This window comes from Indiicoccus explosivorum (assembly GCF_002167005.1).
In the GTDB taxonomy this organism is placed as follows: domain Bacteria; phylum Bacillota; class Bacilli; order Bacillales_A; family Planococcaceae; genus Indiicoccus; species Indiicoccus explosivorum.
Map to the genome: position 1 here is coordinate 127,816 of NZ_NHTN01000016.1, position 16,498 is coordinate 144,313.

Here is a 16,498-nt window from a genome sequence, read left to right on the forward strand (position 1 = left end):
TAAGTGAGAATGATTTTCAACATATTTGTGAAAACCCTTTACAAAAATAAAAGAAGTTCGTACAATAAAGAAGCTTTGAGAATGATTATCAAATGACAGCTGGAGGGAACCGATAAATGAAAAAGGTAGCAGCACTGCCGGCGCTCGCACTTATCCTGGCGCTAGGGGCATGCAGTGAAGAGGAAGCAGCTGAGCCGGAAGCGGCCGCAGAAGGCGGGGAGCCGATTGTAATTGAAGGATCCAACGGGGAAGTGACACTCGAAGAACCGGCTGAGAAAGTGGTGGTCCTGGAGTGGACATACGCTGAGAACCTGCTTGCACTGGGGGTACAGCCGGCAGGAATGGCTGAAATCGATGCTTACGGAGACTACGTGAACATCGAACCGCAAGTCGCGGATACAGTTGTGGATGTCGGCGGCCGATCGGAGCCGAACTTGGAAGCGATCGCTGAACTGGATCCGGATTTGATCATCGGGGTGGATTTCCGTCATGAGACGATGCTCGAGCAGCTGGAGCAGATTGCTCCGACCGTCCTGTTCAATCCATATCCTGAAGAAGAAGAGAACGTGAACCTGTACGATGAAATGGTGACCACGTTCAATGAGATGGCAGAAGCGGTCGGAAAGGAAGAGAAAGCGGAAGAAGTGCTCGCTGCACTGGATGCAAAATACGAGGAAGCTGCTGCCGAAATCGAAGCAGCAGAACTTGAAACGGAAGACTTTATTCTGACGCTGGCGTATACCGGACCGCAAGCACCGGAAATCCGGGTGTTCACGCCGAACTCCATGGCTTCGATGATTCTTGAAAAGATCGGTCTGAACAATGTCCACGAGCCGGAACAGTATGAAGTGTTTGGATCCAGCACGTTCGGTGTCGAAGGGCTTGTGCAGTATGAAGATGCCAATTACCTTTATACAGTGCCGGATGAAGACAATATTTACCAGAACCAGCTGGCGGATAATCCGGTCTGGAACAACCTGGCCTTCGTCAAAGAAGACCGCCTGTTCAATCTCGGCCCGGACACCTGGCTGTATGGCGGACCGCTTTCGGCGATGACGCTCGTAGACCAAGTGGTCGATACCATGGTGGCTGAATGATGAAGAAGGGAAAAAAGAAGTCCTTTGTCTCTCTGACAGGGGGCTTTTTCCTGCTTTCAGTGCTGGCGGTTGTCCACCTCACTCAAGGGCAGGCGGATTATACGGCTGCGGAACTCGTCAGGAACGTGTGGCAGGAAGGGCGGGTCCAGGACATCGTATTATCTCTCAGGCTGCCGAGACTGGCGATCGGGATTCTGGCGGGCGGCGCGTTGGCTGCTTCCGGCGCGGCTCTCCAGACACTTACAAATAACCCGCTTGCAGCACCCAGCACGCTGGGAATTAACGCAGGTGCTTTCTTTTTTGTTGTCCTTTCCATCATTTTCTTTCCCGGGTTATTGGGCAGTTTCCCGTTTCTGACAGCGCTCATCGGCGCTGCGGCATCCGCGGGGCTCGTCTTGCTGCTGTCCGGCAAGAAAATGGATCCTGTCCGTGTGGCGCTGACCGGAATGATTGTTTCATTGCTTTTCGCCTCTTTGACTGGCGCTTTGCAGCTGCTTTTCGAAAATGAAACCAACGGCCTTTTCCTTTGGGGGGCAGGGACGCTCGTCCAGCTTAATTGGAGTGGCGTACTGTTTGCGGCTCCCGTGATTGCTGCGGCATACATAGTCATTTTAATCCTGGCCAAACCGATGGATATCTTCGCCCTCGGTGAAGATGTCGCTTCATCACTCGGACAGAACGTCCAAATCATCAAGCTGTCGGCGTGGGGGGCGGCTATTGTGCTCGCCGCAGCGACCGTCAGTGTAGTGGGCCCGATCGGATTCGTCGGTCTCATGGCTCCCCATATCGTCCGGATGATGGGAGTCAGAGGCCACCTGGCGATTTTTGTCCATTCTTTTCTCTGGGGCAGCGTCCTGCTGATCGGAGCAGATGTGTTGGGCAGGCTGATCCAGCCCGGTCAGGAAGTGCCGGCAGGTGCTATGACGGCGCTGATCGGCGGGCCTTGGTTATTGTATCTTGCCTGGCGGACTGCGCGCTCCATGAAACGCGGGGACCGGCAGATGGGCGGTACTCTGAAACCTGTCCGCATGCGGGTCCTGGTGCCCGTCTTGTTATTACTGCTGGCCGTATCCCTTGTGGCAGCCTTCAGCTTCAATGGTTCTGAATGGACGCTAGACTGGACATCGCCGGCGGTTTGGATTTTCCGTGTTCCCCGTGTACTGACGGCCTTCATCGTCGGAATCATGCTGGCCATCACCGGAGTCATTCTGCAGGGCGTTCTGCGTAATCCGCTGGCTGATGCCGGCGTGCTCGGGGTCACTTCTATGGGAGGGGCAGGCGCCATGCTCCTCATGGTCGTGTATCCGGCCGTGCCTGTAGCGTTCCTGCCGCTTGGAGCAGCTGCCGGCGCCATGGCCGCTCTCGGAATCATTCTGGTTACAGCATGGAAAAATAATTTTCAGCCGATGCTTGTCGCACTGATGGGAATCGCCATTTCCGCATTCGGCTCAGCAGCTACACAAGTCCTTATCGTAAAAGCGGAACTGGCTGTCGCTTCCGCGCTGGTCTGGCTCTCTGGCAGCACGTATGCGAAAAGCTGGGAAGATGTCCAGTTTGCCGTCCTCCTGTTCATCCTGTTCCTGTTCCCGGCCGTCTATATAACCAGGAGCCTCGATACGCTCACATTCGGCGACGAAGTGGCTTCCGGCCTTGGTTTAAATGTCCGGAAGGTCCGGGTAGGCGCGCTTATTGTAGGGGTGGCGATCAGTACAGCGGCGGTTGCCCTTGTCGGAACGATCGGTTTCATCGGGCTCGTGGCTCCGCATATCGCCCGGCGGCTGGTGGGATTCCGGCATCTGCCGCTCATGGTCTCGTCCGGTTTGCTGGGCGGACTGCTCCTCGTCCTGGCGGATTTCATCGGCCGAACCGTCATTGCCCCGCAGGATATTCCGAGCGGGCTGGTCGTGGCGCTGATCGGAACCCCTTACCTCCTTTATTTGCTCAGAAAAATGAAGTGATGGCCATCAGGAAATCCGAATCCATGAGCGCTGCTGCGGAATAAAAATAAAAAAGGCAGAAAGAGAATCCATAAGACAGAAAAGTGCGCTTCCACTGCGGAAGCGCACTTTTTTTGGAGCAGGGAACAGCAGCTGTTCCGTTATTAAGATTTTTGCTTGGCGGCATCATTAGCGTCAACGATTGCATCGATGCCATCCAGCAGATTAAGTACAGGAACTTCCAGGGCATTAGAGAGCCGGAGAATCGTCTGTGCGGAAGGAATCTCCGTGCCAGCCTCGTAAGCCTGGAGGCGGGCCGCACCAACACGGGCTTTGAGGGACAATTCTTCCAGTGACATGTTTCGCTCTTCTCTGATCAGTCTGAGCTGTGTATGCAGGTTGTCTTTCATAGCGTTAGCCCTCCTTTTCAAAGTGGGATGTCCGGATAGTTCCAGTATAGCACAAAAGTGAGTCATAAGTGTATATGTGAATTGGCGCATAAAGATTCATTGCGTTAAAATGGCGGCTATCCCTTGGATAAAGACAACAGCTATGGCGATCGGGGCTGCATAACGGATCAGTACTTGCCAGATATCCGTCCAGACGGAAGTGCTGCTCAGCTCCGATTCTTTTGCCTGCCTGGATAGGACATAACCCGCGAACAATGAAATGAAGAACGCACCGAGCGGAAGTCCGATCCGGCTGGTCAGCAGGTCAGCAAAATCGAAAAACGTGAAACCGAATACATACGGGTCAGCCAATACGCCGAAAGAAAGGGCGCTCGGTATCCCGACCAGGAAAATAAGCGTGCCATAAAACCAGGAAAGACGCTGGCGTTTATTGTATCGATCCTTCACACCGATGGATACGACGATCTCAAGCATTGAAATCGATGATGTCAAAGTGGCGAACAGCAGCAGGACAAAGAAAATGATGATCAGGAATTGGCCCATGAACAGCTGGTCGAATATGGCCGGCAAAATGATGAAAACAAGGCCGGGGCCGGCATTGGGCTCATAGCCCAGCGCGAATACCGCCGGGAAAATGATCAAACCCGCCATAATTGACACGCCGATATTCAATCCGGCGACACTCAGGGCGGAGCGGCCGAGGTTTTCCGACTTCGACAAGTACGATGCGTAAGTGATCATCCCGGCAACACCGACGCTCAAAGAGAAAAATGCCTGTCCGAGGGCGATCAGTGCCGTTTCGAATGTAAGGAAGGACCAGTCCGGTACCAGCATGAACCGAATGCCTTCCATTGCACCGTCGAGCGTCAGGGAACGGGCCATCAGGATCAGCAGGAAAATAAGCAGCGCCGGCATCATGAATTTGCTCGCCCGCTCGATTCCATCCTTGATTCCGCCCTGCACGATCCAGATCGTCAGGAACATGAATGCCGCTTGGGCAATGAGCACTTCAAACGGATTTGCGATAATTGAATTAAACAGCTCACCATACCCCTCATCACCGAAACCCGATAAATTGAATGCCAGAGAACGGACCAGATACGACAAAATCCAGCCGCCGACGACGCTGTAGAAAGACAGGATGATAAACGAAAAAATGAAACCTGACCAGCCGATCAAGAACCAAGGGGTTTTCGGTGCAAGTTTTTTCAGCCCGGTCACAGCATCCGCCTGCCCGCGCCGTCCGATGACGAATTCGGCGAGCAGAACGGGAAGTCCGATTGCCAGTGTGCTGATAATGAACAGGAGGATGAATACGCTCCCGCCGTTTGTCCCGGTTTCATAAGGGAATTTCCAGATCGCTCCTAAGCCGATCGCGCTTCCGGCGGCGGCAAGTATGAAACCGATCTTGGATGTCCATTGTTCTCGTTGCTGCATGAATTCCACTCCTTAAGGCAATTAGATTTACCCATTCTACAGGAAAGGGTCTGAAAAAAATAGACTTTTTTATAACAGCAAACCGAATCTCCTTTATAATAGAGGAAACAGCCAGAATAATAAGAAAAAAGAATTCACTGCCTAACCAGGCAGCAGACTGGCTATTCCCGGGAGGCGGAAACCATGGATGGAAAGGAACCGGCAACGAGAGCCGCTCTTCAGGAACAGGCCGCTTTTAACGAGTGGCGAACCTTGAAACAATCAGATATCGCACGCTTCGGGTACCAGAATGGAATTCCGGCGGCGGCTGTCCCGCAGTACACGTCGGCTGTTTTCCGGCATGTCAGGGAAATTCTGCTGAAGTCAGGGAGCTTAAATCCGGAGATTCTTCTTTACAGAAATGCGGTTGCCCGCCTGCCCTCACGTGGAAAACGGGCTCAGGAAGATCATCTCATCCCATTTGAAGAAGACCGTGAGATGCATGACGCCATAACGGCCCTTGATGCCAAGTGGCGACTGCCGCTGATTTTGCTGGACTTTGAGGAAATGGATGATCAGTGTGCAGCGGAGATTCTGGAGCTTTCTGCCGGACAAGCCGCTGAAAGGGCGAAGAACGCGCACAAGCTTTTAGCGGATCGTCCGGAATTTCAAGACCAGTCAATCGACCAACGGCTCCGATTGCTGAATCGGTCTTACGGAAGACTGAATTTCCGGCTAAATGAAGAAGTTCTGGAAGAGGAAGAGGAGCAGCCGGCACAAGATCCGATGCAGGTGCCCGAGAAAACATCCGGCATCAGCAAGCGGTCTGCAGCTGCTGCAGCCGCGGCCGGCCTGCTGATGACCGGCGCGATCGGTCTATCATTCGCCTACCGGCAAGATCCGCCTCGTCCAGAGAGCAGCGCCGAAGGAACGGAGGAAATGTTGACACAGGCTGACCTTGAAAGCTGGAGCGCTGAATACGAGATGGTGCTTGCAGAAGCTGCTCAGACGATTGGTGTCCTGCCGGAGGACTACCGGAATTTCAGGTACGTCAAGCGGGCAGACGAAGCGTTGAAAAAAGTGATTAACGGAAAGACGCTCGAAAAATACCGCCAGGCACCTAAAGAAGCGGAACGCCGTTTCCGTACCGTCCTCCGCCAAGTCATGCTCCCGAAAGAAATGGCGATGTCCCTGCAGCGCTTTCCGCTGACAGGGGCGGAGACCGGTACATTCCTGGAGGACTTCGCTAAAAAGACGGATGAGCTGATGTACAGAGCAGATGCCATCCTTTCAAAGCACAAGGAAGAATTGAAGGAATTGAAAATCGACGGAGCGCTGTCGAAAGAACTGCTGTATGCCAAACTTGCTGAACTCCCGCCGGAAGTGGCAAGGCTTGTCAATTCACTCAATGAACAGATGCTTCTTGTGCTGGAACATCCGAACGAAGAGCGATTTATGGTCAGACGAAACATGGCAGAGCTCCAAAATACGGCAGGTCCTGTTTTCAGCGGAGACGATCATCTGTACATCGAACTTTTGGCGATGGAGCCTTTTTATGATGAAACCGGCTTGCTGCACAGCGAAGAACAAGTCCAGTTCATGCTGTCGAACATCGGCTACTCCCTGTCCATGGCCGGGACCGATTCGCCGCTGTATAAAAAAGCTGAGACGGTGTTTTCCGTCCTGCTATGGATGCTGCTGCACGGCACCGAAGAAGATCCCGTCTTCACAGAAACCGGCGAGGTGCGTAAAGATATCCGTATACTCTGGAAACAGCTGCTTGAAAGAAGCTATTATAATCCCATTGTTTATATTATGCTGCCCATCGTCGAAGAAATGGAAGCGAGCGGATGGACTGCTTCCGCCGCCTATGAAAGTCTCCGTTTCGACCATATAGCTGCAGCAGTCGAAATGGACCGAAAAGGAGAATTGGCATCACTTCTGCCGGGAGGCGATATGAAAACAGGAAATGAACTTCTCAGCATCATACCGGAAAAAGAACCGCTCCGCCGGGTTGAAAGCCTCTATAAAACGTATTCAAAGGATTACAGTGAGGAGCACTTGAAAGGTGTTACAGCTATGAATGTCTACTTGCTGTACGAGTATGCCAATCAGGCAGGGGATGCGGAAATGATTTGGCATTTACTGGCAGGTCACCCGCTGAAGCCGGATCTGGCGGAATTCATCAAAGGGTGGGAACAAGAAAAACCTTTTGCGGAGAGATACGATTGGATCGAGTTCAATGACAGCATGAAACAGCGCCAAGGACGGAACGTGTATGTCCACCCTTCAGCTTCAACTGCGGAACCTCCGCATCCTATATTCTACCGGCCGGGACCCGTGTTGAAAACAGACGGAGACGGGGTCTGGAAACTGGAATACGTGTACTATAAAAGAGAAATGATGGAAGAAGACGCAAAAAAAGAGGTATTCTGGAACCGGGCAAAGGAACTGTATGCCGCCTACCGGTCAAACCGTTCAGCTGAATTCCTGAAAGGGCTAGGGCCGCTGGAGACAGTCAGCCTTTATTTAGCAGCAAGCGAAGCGAAAGATATTGAAGTCATGCGCGATCTCTACACCGATTTCTACAGACCGAAACCGGCAGCTGAAGAAGTAAAGAACCATTTGGAGATGAAAGTCCAGACACCTTCAGCCATTGAAGGAATCCAAATCATGTCGGAAAGGCACCCGGGGCAGGAAGTGCCTGCAGTAAGTGTTCTTTTCGGCTATGCAATGGAAGATGCCCAGGGCACTGCTGAGCATATGCTGATGCTCCGGATCGATGGGGCTTGGTACTTGGTCCCGAATTACTGATAATGATTTTACCGCACCTGAAGGGTTATGCTATAATACGGAGATGCGAAAAAGCGTATAGAAAATAATAGCAGACTAGGAGCGGGTAAACATGAAAAAACAATATCAGACGGGGGATGTCGTCGTCGGAAAAGTGACTGGCATTCAGCCGTATGGGGCATTTGTTGCACTGGACGACGAAACACAAGGGTTAGTCCACATTTCCGAGATTACGTATGGCTACGTAAAAGAAGTGAGTGACTACTTGGCTGTCGGCCAGGAAGTGAACGTAAAAGTACTGGAAGTGGATGAAAAATCCAATAAAATCAGCCTCTCGATCCGCGCGACACAAGAGAAGCCGCCTGCGCCGCGCAAAGACGGCGGACAGCGCCAGTCTCTTCAGTCGAAAGTGGATGAACGCGATTCAGAAGGCTTCAATTCCCTGCGCGATAAGATGCAGGAATGGATCAGAAAATCAGGCCAATAAAAAAACGGGATCAGACATCGTGTCTGGTCCCGTTTTTCCGTATTTTCCGGAGTCTGTACTGGAGATTTTGCCGGCTCATCCCCAAGGCTTCAGCTGCTTTAGTGACGTTTCCGTTATGGAGCTCCAGAGCTTTCTGCAAATAATACATTTCCGCCTCCTGAAGGTACATATCAAGCGGAACCAGCTCCTGTTTGGATAAAATGATGAAATCTTCGGGTTTCCGCTCGCCTTCCGCTCTGATCCGCTGGAGGAAGTGTTTCGGCAGAATATCGGCTGTCACAAGCTCCTCGGACGTCGAGACAGATGAAATTTCGTCAAGGAGCAGCTCAAGCTCTTTCAAATTTCCCGGCCAATCATAATTCCGGAAGAGGTCTTTCACCTCTTCACTCAATCCGCTGAATGCGGAACCATACTGGAGACGATGTTTTTCAAAATACGATTCTGCGAAAGAACAAATATCCTCTTTCCTTTCCCTGAGCGGTTCAATCTGGATGGTGATGGATGAAAAAAAGTAGTACAGGTCCTTCATCAGCGATTCCGAGGCAATCAGGTCCACCGGATCTCCGCCGACGCTGGCAATAAAATAAATGCTGTCCGACCGATGTTTTTCCAGGACTGACAGCAGTTCCGGCTGAAGTCCGGCCGGCAGCAGGTCGATCCGCTCTGCGAACACAGTGCCTTCTTCAAGGGAGGACAGTTCGGTTTCGAGTTCCCGGATCAGTTCTTTATCAGCACTGTGGCAATAAAGCGTATAGAACTGGCCGGGACCGGAAGACTCCTCGTGGATCGCTTCTGCGACGAATTCCTTCCCGGTTCCCGATTCACCGATGAGAAGGACCGGGAGCCGGGCTATTGCCGCTTTTTTCGCGGTGTCGATCACTCGCTTCATGCTCGGGGACTCAGCGGTCATGCCGGCCAGCGTGGCTGGTCCTTCATGCTTTTTCAGCGGCTGGTGCACAGCCCGCTCCAATTTCGTGACATCCCTGGATAATTCAATCGCTCCAATCAGGTTATCGTTCTCGAAAATGGGGTAAGTATCATTGATTGTTGTTATTTCCTGGCCTTTTTGATTCCAGTATGTCTGCTTGACATTCAAAATCGGTTCGCCTTTTTGAAGAACGCGCAGAAGCGTGCTGTTCTCCTGACCGAACTTGAACAATTCAAGAAGGGAACGGTCGGCGAGATCAGCCAATTCCAGTCCTTCGATCTGTTTCATTTTCTTATTGTAGATCACCGTTTTACCCTGCGCGTCAATGGCGTGGATGCCGACTTCTGCCCGGTCAATCGCATACTCATAAAAAGGCGTCAAATGCTCTTCATTGCGCTGCAAGCCGTTCACCTCATTAAAAAGTTCAATTTTTTAATTAAAAATACTTGAAAAAAGCAATAATCTTTTGCATCATTATAAATGTAAACACGAAGTAACTGCAAATTTTTTTTGCACTTACCCATTTAAACACAGAGGAGGATTTCCATGATTGCCTACAAACATGAGCCATTTACGGATTTCACAGTGGAAGAAAACCGCAAGGCGTATGAAGAAGCGCTGAAGCAAGTGAAAGGTTACCTTGGCCAGGATTATCCCTTGATCATCGGCGGAGAACGTGTGACGACTGACGACAAGATCGTTTCATACAACCCGGCGAAAAAAGATGAAGTAGTCGGCCGCGTTTCAAAAGCGACCAAAGAGCTGGCGGAACGCGCTATGAAGTCTGCTGATGAGACGTTCAAAACTTGGAGCAAAGTGGATCCGGCGGTCCGGGCGGATGTCCTGTTCAAGGCAGCAGCGATCACTCGCCGCCGTAAGCATGAATTCTCGGCTCTGCTGACGTATGAGGGGGGCAAGCCATGGAAAGAAGCGGATGCCGATACTGCGGAAGCGATCGACTTCATGGAATACTATGCTCGTCAAATGCTGAAATTGGCGGAAGGTCAGCCTGTTGAAAGCCGTCCTGGTGAATTCAACCGCTACTCCTACATCCCGCTTGGTGTCGGTGTTGTCATCCCGCCGTGGAATTTCGCATTCGCAATCATGGCAGGAACGACAGTGGCTGCGATGGTGACCGGAAACACAGTGGTCCTGAAACCATCCTCCAATACACCGGTTGTAGCATATAAATTCATGGAGGTCCTGGAAGAAGCAGGTATGCCGGCAGGCGTCATCAACTTCGTTCCCGGACCAGGTGCTGAAGTCGGCGACTACCTTGTGGACCATCCGCGCACACGCTTCATTTCGTTCACTGGTTCCCGTGCAGTAGGACTCCGCATCGTCGAACGCGCTGCCAAAGTCAATGAAGGGCAGATCTGGATCAAACGCGTCATCGCTGAAATGGGCGGTAAAGATACAATGGTGGTCGACAGTGATGTGGACGTCGAACTGGCGGCTCAGTCCATCGTCGTTTCCGCATTCGGATTCAGCGGCCAAAAATGTTCTGCTGGTTCACGTGCAGTGATTGTAGAAGATATGTACGACAAAGTAGTGGAACGTGTAGCGGAACTGACGAAAGAACTGACCGTCGGAGATCCGGCTGATTACGGCAACTACATGGGACCTGTCATCGATGCAGGGGCATTCAAGAAAATCACAAGCTACATCGAAGTCGGCAAAAAAGAGGGCAAGCTGATTGCTGGCGGGGACAGCGATGACTCTACCGGTTACTTCATCCAGCCGACAGCATTCAGCGATGTGGACCCGAAAGCGGAAATCATGCAGGACGAAATCTTCGGGCCGGTCCTTGGCATCACGAAAGCGAAAGACTTCAAAGAAGCGATCGATATCGCGAATAATACAGAATACGGCCTGACAGGCGGTGTAATCACGAGCGATCGTGAAAACCAGGAGTATGCACGTGAAAATTTCCATGTCGGAAACCTGTACTTCAACCGGAATTGCACAGGCGCGATTGTCGGATACCAGCCGTTCGGCGGATTCAATATGTCCGGTACTGACTCTAAAGCGGGCGGTCCTGACTATCTGCAGCTCCATATGCAGGCAAAAACCACTTCTGAAATGTTTTAAGCTGAAAAGGCAGACGTCAGTCTGCCTTTTTTAAAAAAGGAGGAACTCAAAATGGTGAAAACGCATGACGTCATTGAACAGACACAACGGTACGGAGCGAATAATTACCATCCGCTGCCGATTGTTATCTCGGAAGCTGAAGGAGTTTGGGTGAAAGACCCTGAAGGCAATAAATTCATGGATATGCTGTCGGCTTATTCGGCAGTGAACCAAGGCCACCGCCATCCTAAAATCATTCAGGCGCTGAAAGATCAGGCGGACCGCGTAACCCTCACTTCACGCGCTTTCCATAATGATCAGCTGGGACCTTGGTATGAGATGGTCTGTAAAATCGCAGGCAAAGAAATGGCGCTCCCGATGAACACAGGCGCTGAAGCGGTAGAAACAGCTGTGAAAGCATCCCGCCGCTGGGCATATGATGTAAAAGGAGTCGAGGAAGGGAAAGCGGAGATCATTGCCTGTAACGGCAACTTCCACGGCCGCACAATGACAGCGGTTTCACTTTCATCCGAGGAGGAATACCGCAGAGGATTCGGCCCAATGCTGCCGGGGATCAAGCTTGTTCCTTACGGAGATGCAAATGCGCTTCGTGAAGCGATTACACCGAACACAGCTGCTTTCCTGTTCGAGCCGATTCAGGGAGAAGCGGGAATCATCATTCCGCCGGAAGGGTTCCTGAAAGAAGCGCGTGAAATCTGCCGGGAAAACAATGTCCTGTTCATCGCTGATGAGATTCAGGCAGGCCTTGGCCGGACCGGAAAAATGTTCGCTTGTGACTGGGAAGACGTCAAACCTGATATGTACATCCTAGGGAAAGCGCTAGGAGGCGGAGTGTTTCCGATTTCCTGTGTAGTAGCCGATAAAGAAGTGCTCGGTGTTTTTAATCCGGGATCGCACGGTTCGACGTTCGGCGGAAATCCGCTGGCCTGCGCCGTATCAGTCGCTTCCATGGAAGTGCTGGTCGATGAAAAGCTGGCAGACCGATCGCAGGAGCTAGGGGAATATTTCATGGGTAAACTTAAAGAAATCGACCATCCGTCGATAAAAGAAGTGCGTGGCCGTGGAATGTTCATCGGTGTTGAACTGAATGAACCTGCACGCCCATACTGTGAAAAATTAAAAGAACTGGGTCTGCTGTGTAAAGAGACGCATGACACAGTAATCCGATTTGCGCCACCGCTCATCATTTCACAAGAGGATCTTGACTGGGCGATCGAGCGTATCCAAAAAGTCTTTTCGGAACAATAATGACTGGCCACATCCGACTGCACCTGTGTTACAATTGAGTGCGGAATGATAACTACTATACAAAGAGGCGAATCAAACCAATGACTGAAAATTTGAATCTGTTCACGTCGACTCAGGGAATTGTCAAAGAAGCGCTCGACAAACTTGGATACGACGAGGCAGTGTTTGAACTGCTGAAAGAACCGCTCCGCATGATCGAAGTCCGGATTCCTGTCCGGATGGATGACGGTTCTGTAAAAGTATTTACGGGTTTCCGTGCTCAGCACAACGATGCGGTCGGACCGACGAAAGGCGGAGTGCGCTTTCATCCGGAAGTCAGCCGGGAAGAAGTCAAAGCGCTCTCCATCTGGATGACCCTGAAATGCGGAATCGTCGATCTGCCGTATGGCGGAGGGAAAGGCGGAATCATCTGCGATCCCCGGGAAATGTCCATGCATGAAATTGAACGGCTGAGCCGGGGCTATGTCCGTGCCATCAGCCAGGTCGTCGGCCCGAACAAAGATATTCCGGCACCGGATGTCTTTACTAACTCCCAAATTATGGCATGGATGATGGATGAATACAGCCGGATTGATGAATTCAATTCGCCGGGCTTCATCACAGGGAAGCCGCTCGTGCTTGGCGGATCTCAAGGCCGCGACAAAGCGACTGCGCAAGGCGTGACCATTTGTATCAATGAAGCGGCGAAAAAACGGGGACTGGATGTAAAAGGTTCTCGCGTCGTTATCCAGGGATTCGGCAACGCGGGCAGTTTCCTGGCCAAGTTCCTGCATGATGCGGGAGCCAAAGTGATCGGAATTTCCGACGCCTACGGTGCACTGCATGATCCGGATGGTCTGGATATCGATTACCTCCTCGATCGCCGGGACAGCTTCGGCACTGTGACCACACTGTTCGAAGACACCATCAGCAATAAGGAACTGCTTGAGCTCGATTGTGATATCCTTGTGCCGGCAGCGATTTCGAATCAGATCACCGAAGAAAACGCCCATGACATCAAGGCGTCGATCGTTGTGGAAGCGGCGAATGGGCCGACCACATCAGCGGCAACTAAAATTTTGGCTGACCGGGGCATCCTTCTCGTGCCGGACGTGCTCGCAAGTGCGGGCGGTGTGACTGTCTCTTACTTTGAATGGGTTCAGAACAACCAGGGATACTACTGGACGGAAGAAGAGGTCAGTGAGAAATTGCTGAAGAAAATGACAGAGGCATTTGAAAACATCTATACCGTTTCGAACACCCGGAACATCGATATGCGGCTCGCAGCCTATATGGTCGGAGCCCGCAGGACGGCTGAAGCAGCAAGATTCCGAGGCTGGGTATAAAAATGAAGAACCGTCCGGTGAATGCCGGACGGTTCTTTTGCATTCAGAAAAGAAGACCGACATAATGGACGAGAGAAGAAAAGGAGGACGTTGGAATGAATGCATTTTCTTTTTACAATCCTGTCAAGCTGATCTTCGGCAAAGGTCAGCTGGAGAAAGTGAAATCTGAACTGCCGCAATACGGAAACAAAGTGCTTGTCGTGTATGGCGGCGGCAGCATCAAGAAAAACGGACTGTACGATGAAGTGATGAATGTCCTGAAAGAAGCGGAACTGGAAGTGTTTGAACTTTCGGGGGTGGAACCGAACCCGCGGATCTCGACTGCCCGGAAAGGGATCGATATCTGCAAGAAAGAAGGCATCGATTCGATCTTGGCGGTAGGCGGCGGATCAGTCATCGACTGCGCGAAACTGATATCGAACGGCGCCAAGTACGACGGAGACGCTTGGGATATTGTCATCCGGAAAGCGGTTCCGAAGGACGGTCTCCCGTTCGGTACGGTACTGACGCTGGCTGCTACAGGATCCGAAATGAATGCGGGATCGGTTATCACGAACGAAGAGACTCAGGAAAAGTACGGATGGGGAAGCCCGTATTCATTTCCTAAGTTTTCAATTCTCGATCCGACCTATACACTGACCGTCCCTCGCGATCAGACGGTTTACGGCATCGTGGATATGATGTCCCATATATTCGAACAATATTTCCACAATGCGACCAATACACCTGTCCAGGACCGGATGTGTGAAGGTGTGCTGCGGGCGGTGATCGAAACGGCGCCGAAGCTCGTAGAAGACTTGGACAACTACGAGTATCGCGAAACTATTCTCTTTGCCGGTACGATGGGCCTTAACAACTTCCTTCAGATGGGCTACAACGGCGACTGGGGAACTCATAACGTGGAACATGCTGTTTCTGCGGTTTATGACATCCCGCATGCCGGAGGGCTGGCCATTCTGTTCCCGGAATGGATGCGCTATAATGTCAAAGTGAATCCCGATCGTTTCGCCCAGCTGGCTGTCCGGGTCTTTGATGTCGATCCGGAAAATAAAACATCGGAAGACGTGGCGTTTGAAGGGATAGAACGCCTCCGGGAGTTTTGGTCATCCATCGGAGCTCCGGAACAACTGAAAGACTACGACATTGACGATTCCAAAATCGATCTTATTACAGAGAAAGCAATGGCGAGAGGGGAGTTCGGGAACTTCGCAAGACTCAAAGAAACTGATGTCAAGAAGATCCTGACTGCTTCATTATAATTTTTCGGAAACCGGGCACCTTGCTGCCTGGTTTTTTTGTGGAGTAAAAAGAGAAATGTCAACGAACTATTGAATCGAAGATGCCGGCATGCCACACTAGGAAGTGGGGCAGTTTTGCCGGAAACTTATTGAATTTTAGAGAACTTACAGAGGTGCAGCCGTGAACGAACCGAAGATCAATCCTTACATACCTATCGCTGTCGGAGTTGTTTCTGTTTCTCTGTCAGCTATTTTCGTCAAGTTGTCTCATGCAGACGCCGGAGTCATCGCCTTTTACCGGCTGCTGTTTTCCATTCTGATCATGAGTCCGGTTTTCTTTATTAAGTACATGCAGGAAGTAAAGCGGCTCAGCAGGCGGGACTGGATCTTCTCGATCATCGCTGGATTTTTTCTCGCCTTCCACTTTATTCTTTGGTTTGAATCGTTGAACTATACATCTGTAGCAAGTTCGACCGTGCTGGTCACACTTCAGCCGCTGTTTGCGTTCGCGGGAACTTACTTCTTTTTCAAAGAGCGGCTGTCCTGGAAGACGATCTTATCCGGACTGATCGCCATAGCCGGAAGTATTGTAATCGGGTACGGAGATTTCCGGGTGAGCGGCATCGCACTGTACGGTGATTTTCTTGCGCTTGCCGCTTGTGCACTTATCACCGCCTACTTGCTTTTTGGGCAGGATGTCCGGAAGCGTCTTTCCTTGGTGACGTATACCTTTGTCGTTTATTCAATGAGCACGGTCACCCTTTTCTTCTATGTTCTTTTTAAAGGTGAATCATTCGGTCCGTACCCTGCGACGGAATGGTTTCTGTTTCTTCTGCTGGCAATCGTGCCGAATCTGTTGGGGCATACATTATTTAATTGGTCGCTTAAATGGGTGAGCACGAATGTCATTTCAATTGCAATCCTTTTTGAGCCGGTAGGTGCTTCTCTTCTTGCATACTGGGTGTTCGGGGAAACGCTGTCGCTTTCGCAAATCGTGGGAGGGATCATCGTGCTGGCGGGCATCGGATTGTTCGTGACGGATCTGAAGAAAATCAAAAAGCTCTTTTTACAGAGAAGGGCTTGATTTTTTCTTCGAAGGAAGTTATAGTAATACATGTCCTTAAAACAGCAAGTTGAATTCCAATCAAAAAATGATTGACTGATACTGATGTAGCGAGGTACAATATTCAAGTCGCTGAAATGACGAATGGAAATAAAAATTTCTATTTGACTTCTATAGCAGTGGCGTGCTATATTGATAAAGTTGCTGCAAACGACGCAGCACCTTCTGAACCTTGAAAACTGAACAGCAAAACGCTGAGAAATACAATGAACGGCCCCGGCCCCTTTGGGTGACCGGGAAGCGGCGGCGCTCCACCCCGTGGAGCGCGCCGCGCCAGCAAGAGCCAAATGGCTCTCTTATCGGAGAGTTTGATCCTGGCTCAGGACGAACGCTGGCGGCGTGCCTAATACATGCAAGTCGAGCGGAGGTTCCCGGAAGCTTGCTTCCGGAACTTCAGCTGGCGGA

General features: G+C 51.2%; 12 protein-coding genes and 1 rRNA gene. 10 read left to right on the forward strand and 3 right to left on the reverse strand.

All coding sequences use genetic code 11. The features are described 5' to 3' along the window. Window positions 1-116: 116 nt before the first annotated feature. Window positions 117-1,097 (forward strand): ABC transporter substrate-binding protein, encoded by a 981-nt coding sequence (locus tag CCE92_RS05665; protein WP_088006553.1) that lies wholly within the window; start codon window positions 117-119, stop codon window positions 1,095-1,097. Further along, the gene (locus CCE92_RS05670) at window positions 1,097-3,055 is read left to right on the forward strand and encodes an iron ABC transporter permease (RefSeq protein WP_241535887.1); all 1,959 of its coding nucleotides are present in this window, start codon (window positions 1,097-1,099) and stop codon (window positions 3,053-3,055) included. Before CCE92_RS05665 ends, CCE92_RS05670 begins: the two co-directional genes overlap by 1 nt. Before the next feature lie 143 nt (window positions 3,056-3,198). On the opposite strand, the gene CCE92_RS05675 is transcribed toward CCE92_RS05670, so the two are convergent. Beyond that, entirely contained in the window at window positions 3,199-3,444 is a 246-nt protein-coding gene (locus tag CCE92_RS05675; protein WP_088006555.1) for a helix-turn-helix domain-containing protein, read from the reverse strand. Between the two features lie 96 nt (window positions 3,445-3,540). Then, window positions 3,541-4,881, reverse strand: a complete 1,341-nt coding sequence (locus CCE92_RS05680) for a sodium-dependent transporter (RefSeq protein WP_088006556.1) — start codon at window positions 4,879-4,881, stop codon at window positions 3,541-3,543. Between the two features lie 183 nt (window positions 4,882-5,064). On the opposite strand from CCE92_RS05680, the gene CCE92_RS05685 reads away from it, so the two are divergent. Beyond that, on the forward strand, window positions 5,065-7,674 hold the full coding sequence (locus tag CCE92_RS05685) for an RNA polymerase sigma factor (RefSeq protein ID WP_088006557.1): 2,610 nt from the start codon (window positions 5,065-5,067) through the stop codon (window positions 7,672-7,674). Between the two features lie 91 nt (window positions 7,675-7,765). Then, the gene (gene yugI / locus CCE92_RS05690) at window positions 7,766-8,140 is read left to right on the forward strand and encodes a S1 domain-containing post-transcriptional regulator GSP13 (RefSeq protein ID WP_088006558.1); all 375 of its coding nucleotides are present in this window, start codon (window positions 7,766-7,768) and stop codon (window positions 8,138-8,140) included. 10 nt (window positions 8,141-8,150) lie between these two features. Here yugI and CCE92_RS05695 read toward each other — a convergent pair whose 3' ends face one another. After that, the gene (locus CCE92_RS05695) at window positions 8,151-9,470 is read right to left on the reverse strand and encodes a sigma 54-interacting transcriptional regulator (RefSeq protein WP_088006559.1); all 1,320 of its coding nucleotides are present in this window, start codon (window positions 9,468-9,470) and stop codon (window positions 8,151-8,153) included. 144 nt (window positions 9,471-9,614) lie between these two features. Here CCE92_RS05695 and pruA point away from each other — a divergent pair, with 144 nt between their 5' ends. The 6 genes from pruA to CCE92_RS05725 all read left to right on the forward strand — a co-directional run. After that, on the forward strand, window positions 9,615-11,159 hold the full coding sequence (gene pruA / locus CCE92_RS05700; protein WP_088006560.1) for an L-glutamate gamma-semialdehyde dehydrogenase: 1,545 nt from the start codon (window positions 9,615-9,617) through the stop codon (window positions 11,157-11,159). A 51-nt stretch (window positions 11,160-11,210) separates the two neighbouring features. Next, entirely contained in the window at window positions 11,211-12,407 is a 1,197-nt protein-coding gene (locus CCE92_RS05705) for an ornithine--oxo-acid transaminase (RefSeq protein ID WP_088006561.1), read from the forward strand. A gap of 80 nt (window positions 12,408-12,487) precedes the next feature. Beyond that, complete coding sequence (locus CCE92_RS05710; RefSeq protein ID WP_088006562.1) at window positions 12,488-13,732, forward strand: Glu/Leu/Phe/Val family dehydrogenase; 1,245 nt, start codon at window positions 12,488-12,490, stop codon at window positions 13,730-13,732. Between the two features lie 95 nt (window positions 13,733-13,827). After that, window positions 13,828-14,991, forward strand: coding sequence for an iron-containing alcohol dehydrogenase (locus CCE92_RS05715; RefSeq protein WP_088006563.1), 1,164 nt, complete (start codon window positions 13,828-13,830; stop codon window positions 14,989-14,991). Between the two features lie 160 nt (window positions 14,992-15,151). After that, window positions 15,152-16,054 carry a DMT family transporter gene (locus CCE92_RS05720; protein ID WP_088006564.1) on the forward strand — a complete coding sequence of 301 codons (903 nt, stop codon included), beginning with the start codon at window positions 15,152-15,154 and terminating at the stop codon, window positions 16,052-16,054. A 335-nt stretch (window positions 16,055-16,389) separates the two neighbouring features. After that, window positions 16,390-16,498: ribosomal RNA gene (locus tag CCE92_RS05725) — 16S ribosomal RNA — on the forward strand; the annotation flags it as partial.

What these genes read in the sequence shown, in the direction of transcription:
- CCE92_RS05685 (WP_088006557.1), top strand. Translation starts at nt 5,065, where the DNA reads ATGGATGGAAAGGAACCGGCAACGAGAGCCGCTCTTCAGGAACAGGCC.
- CCE92_RS05670 (WP_241535887.1), top strand. Translation starts at nt 1,097, where the DNA reads ATGAAGAAGGGAAAAAAGAAGTCCTTTGTCTCTCTGACAGGGGGCTTT.
- CCE92_RS05710 (WP_088006562.1), top strand. Translation starts at nt 12,488, where the DNA reads ATGACTGAAAATTTGAATCTGTTCACGTCGACTCAGGGAATTGTCAAA.
- CCE92_RS05680 (WP_088006556.1), bottom strand. Translation starts at nt 4,881, where the DNA reads ATGCAGCAACGAGAACAATGGACATCCAAGATCGGTTTCATACTTGCC.
- CCE92_RS05705 (WP_088006561.1), top strand. Translation starts at nt 11,211, where the DNA reads ATGGTGAAAACGCATGACGTCATTGAACAGACACAACGGTACGGAGCG.
- CCE92_RS05715 (WP_088006563.1), top strand. Translation starts at nt 13,828, where the DNA reads ATGAATGCATTTTCTTTTTACAATCCTGTCAAGCTGATCTTCGGCAAA.
- yugI (WP_088006558.1), top strand. Translation starts at nt 7,766, where the DNA reads ATGAAAAAACAATATCAGACGGGGGATGTCGTCGTCGGAAAAGTGACT.
- CCE92_RS05665 (WP_088006553.1), top strand. Translation starts at nt 117, where the DNA reads ATGAAAAAGGTAGCAGCACTGCCGGCGCTCGCACTTATCCTGGCGCTA.
- pruA (WP_088006560.1), top strand. Translation starts at nt 9,615, where the DNA reads ATGATTGCCTACAAACATGAGCCATTTACGGATTTCACAGTGGAAGAA.
- CCE92_RS05675 (WP_088006555.1), bottom strand. Translation starts at nt 3,444, where the DNA reads ATGAAAGACAACCTGCATACACAGCTCAGACTGATCAGAGAAGAGCGA.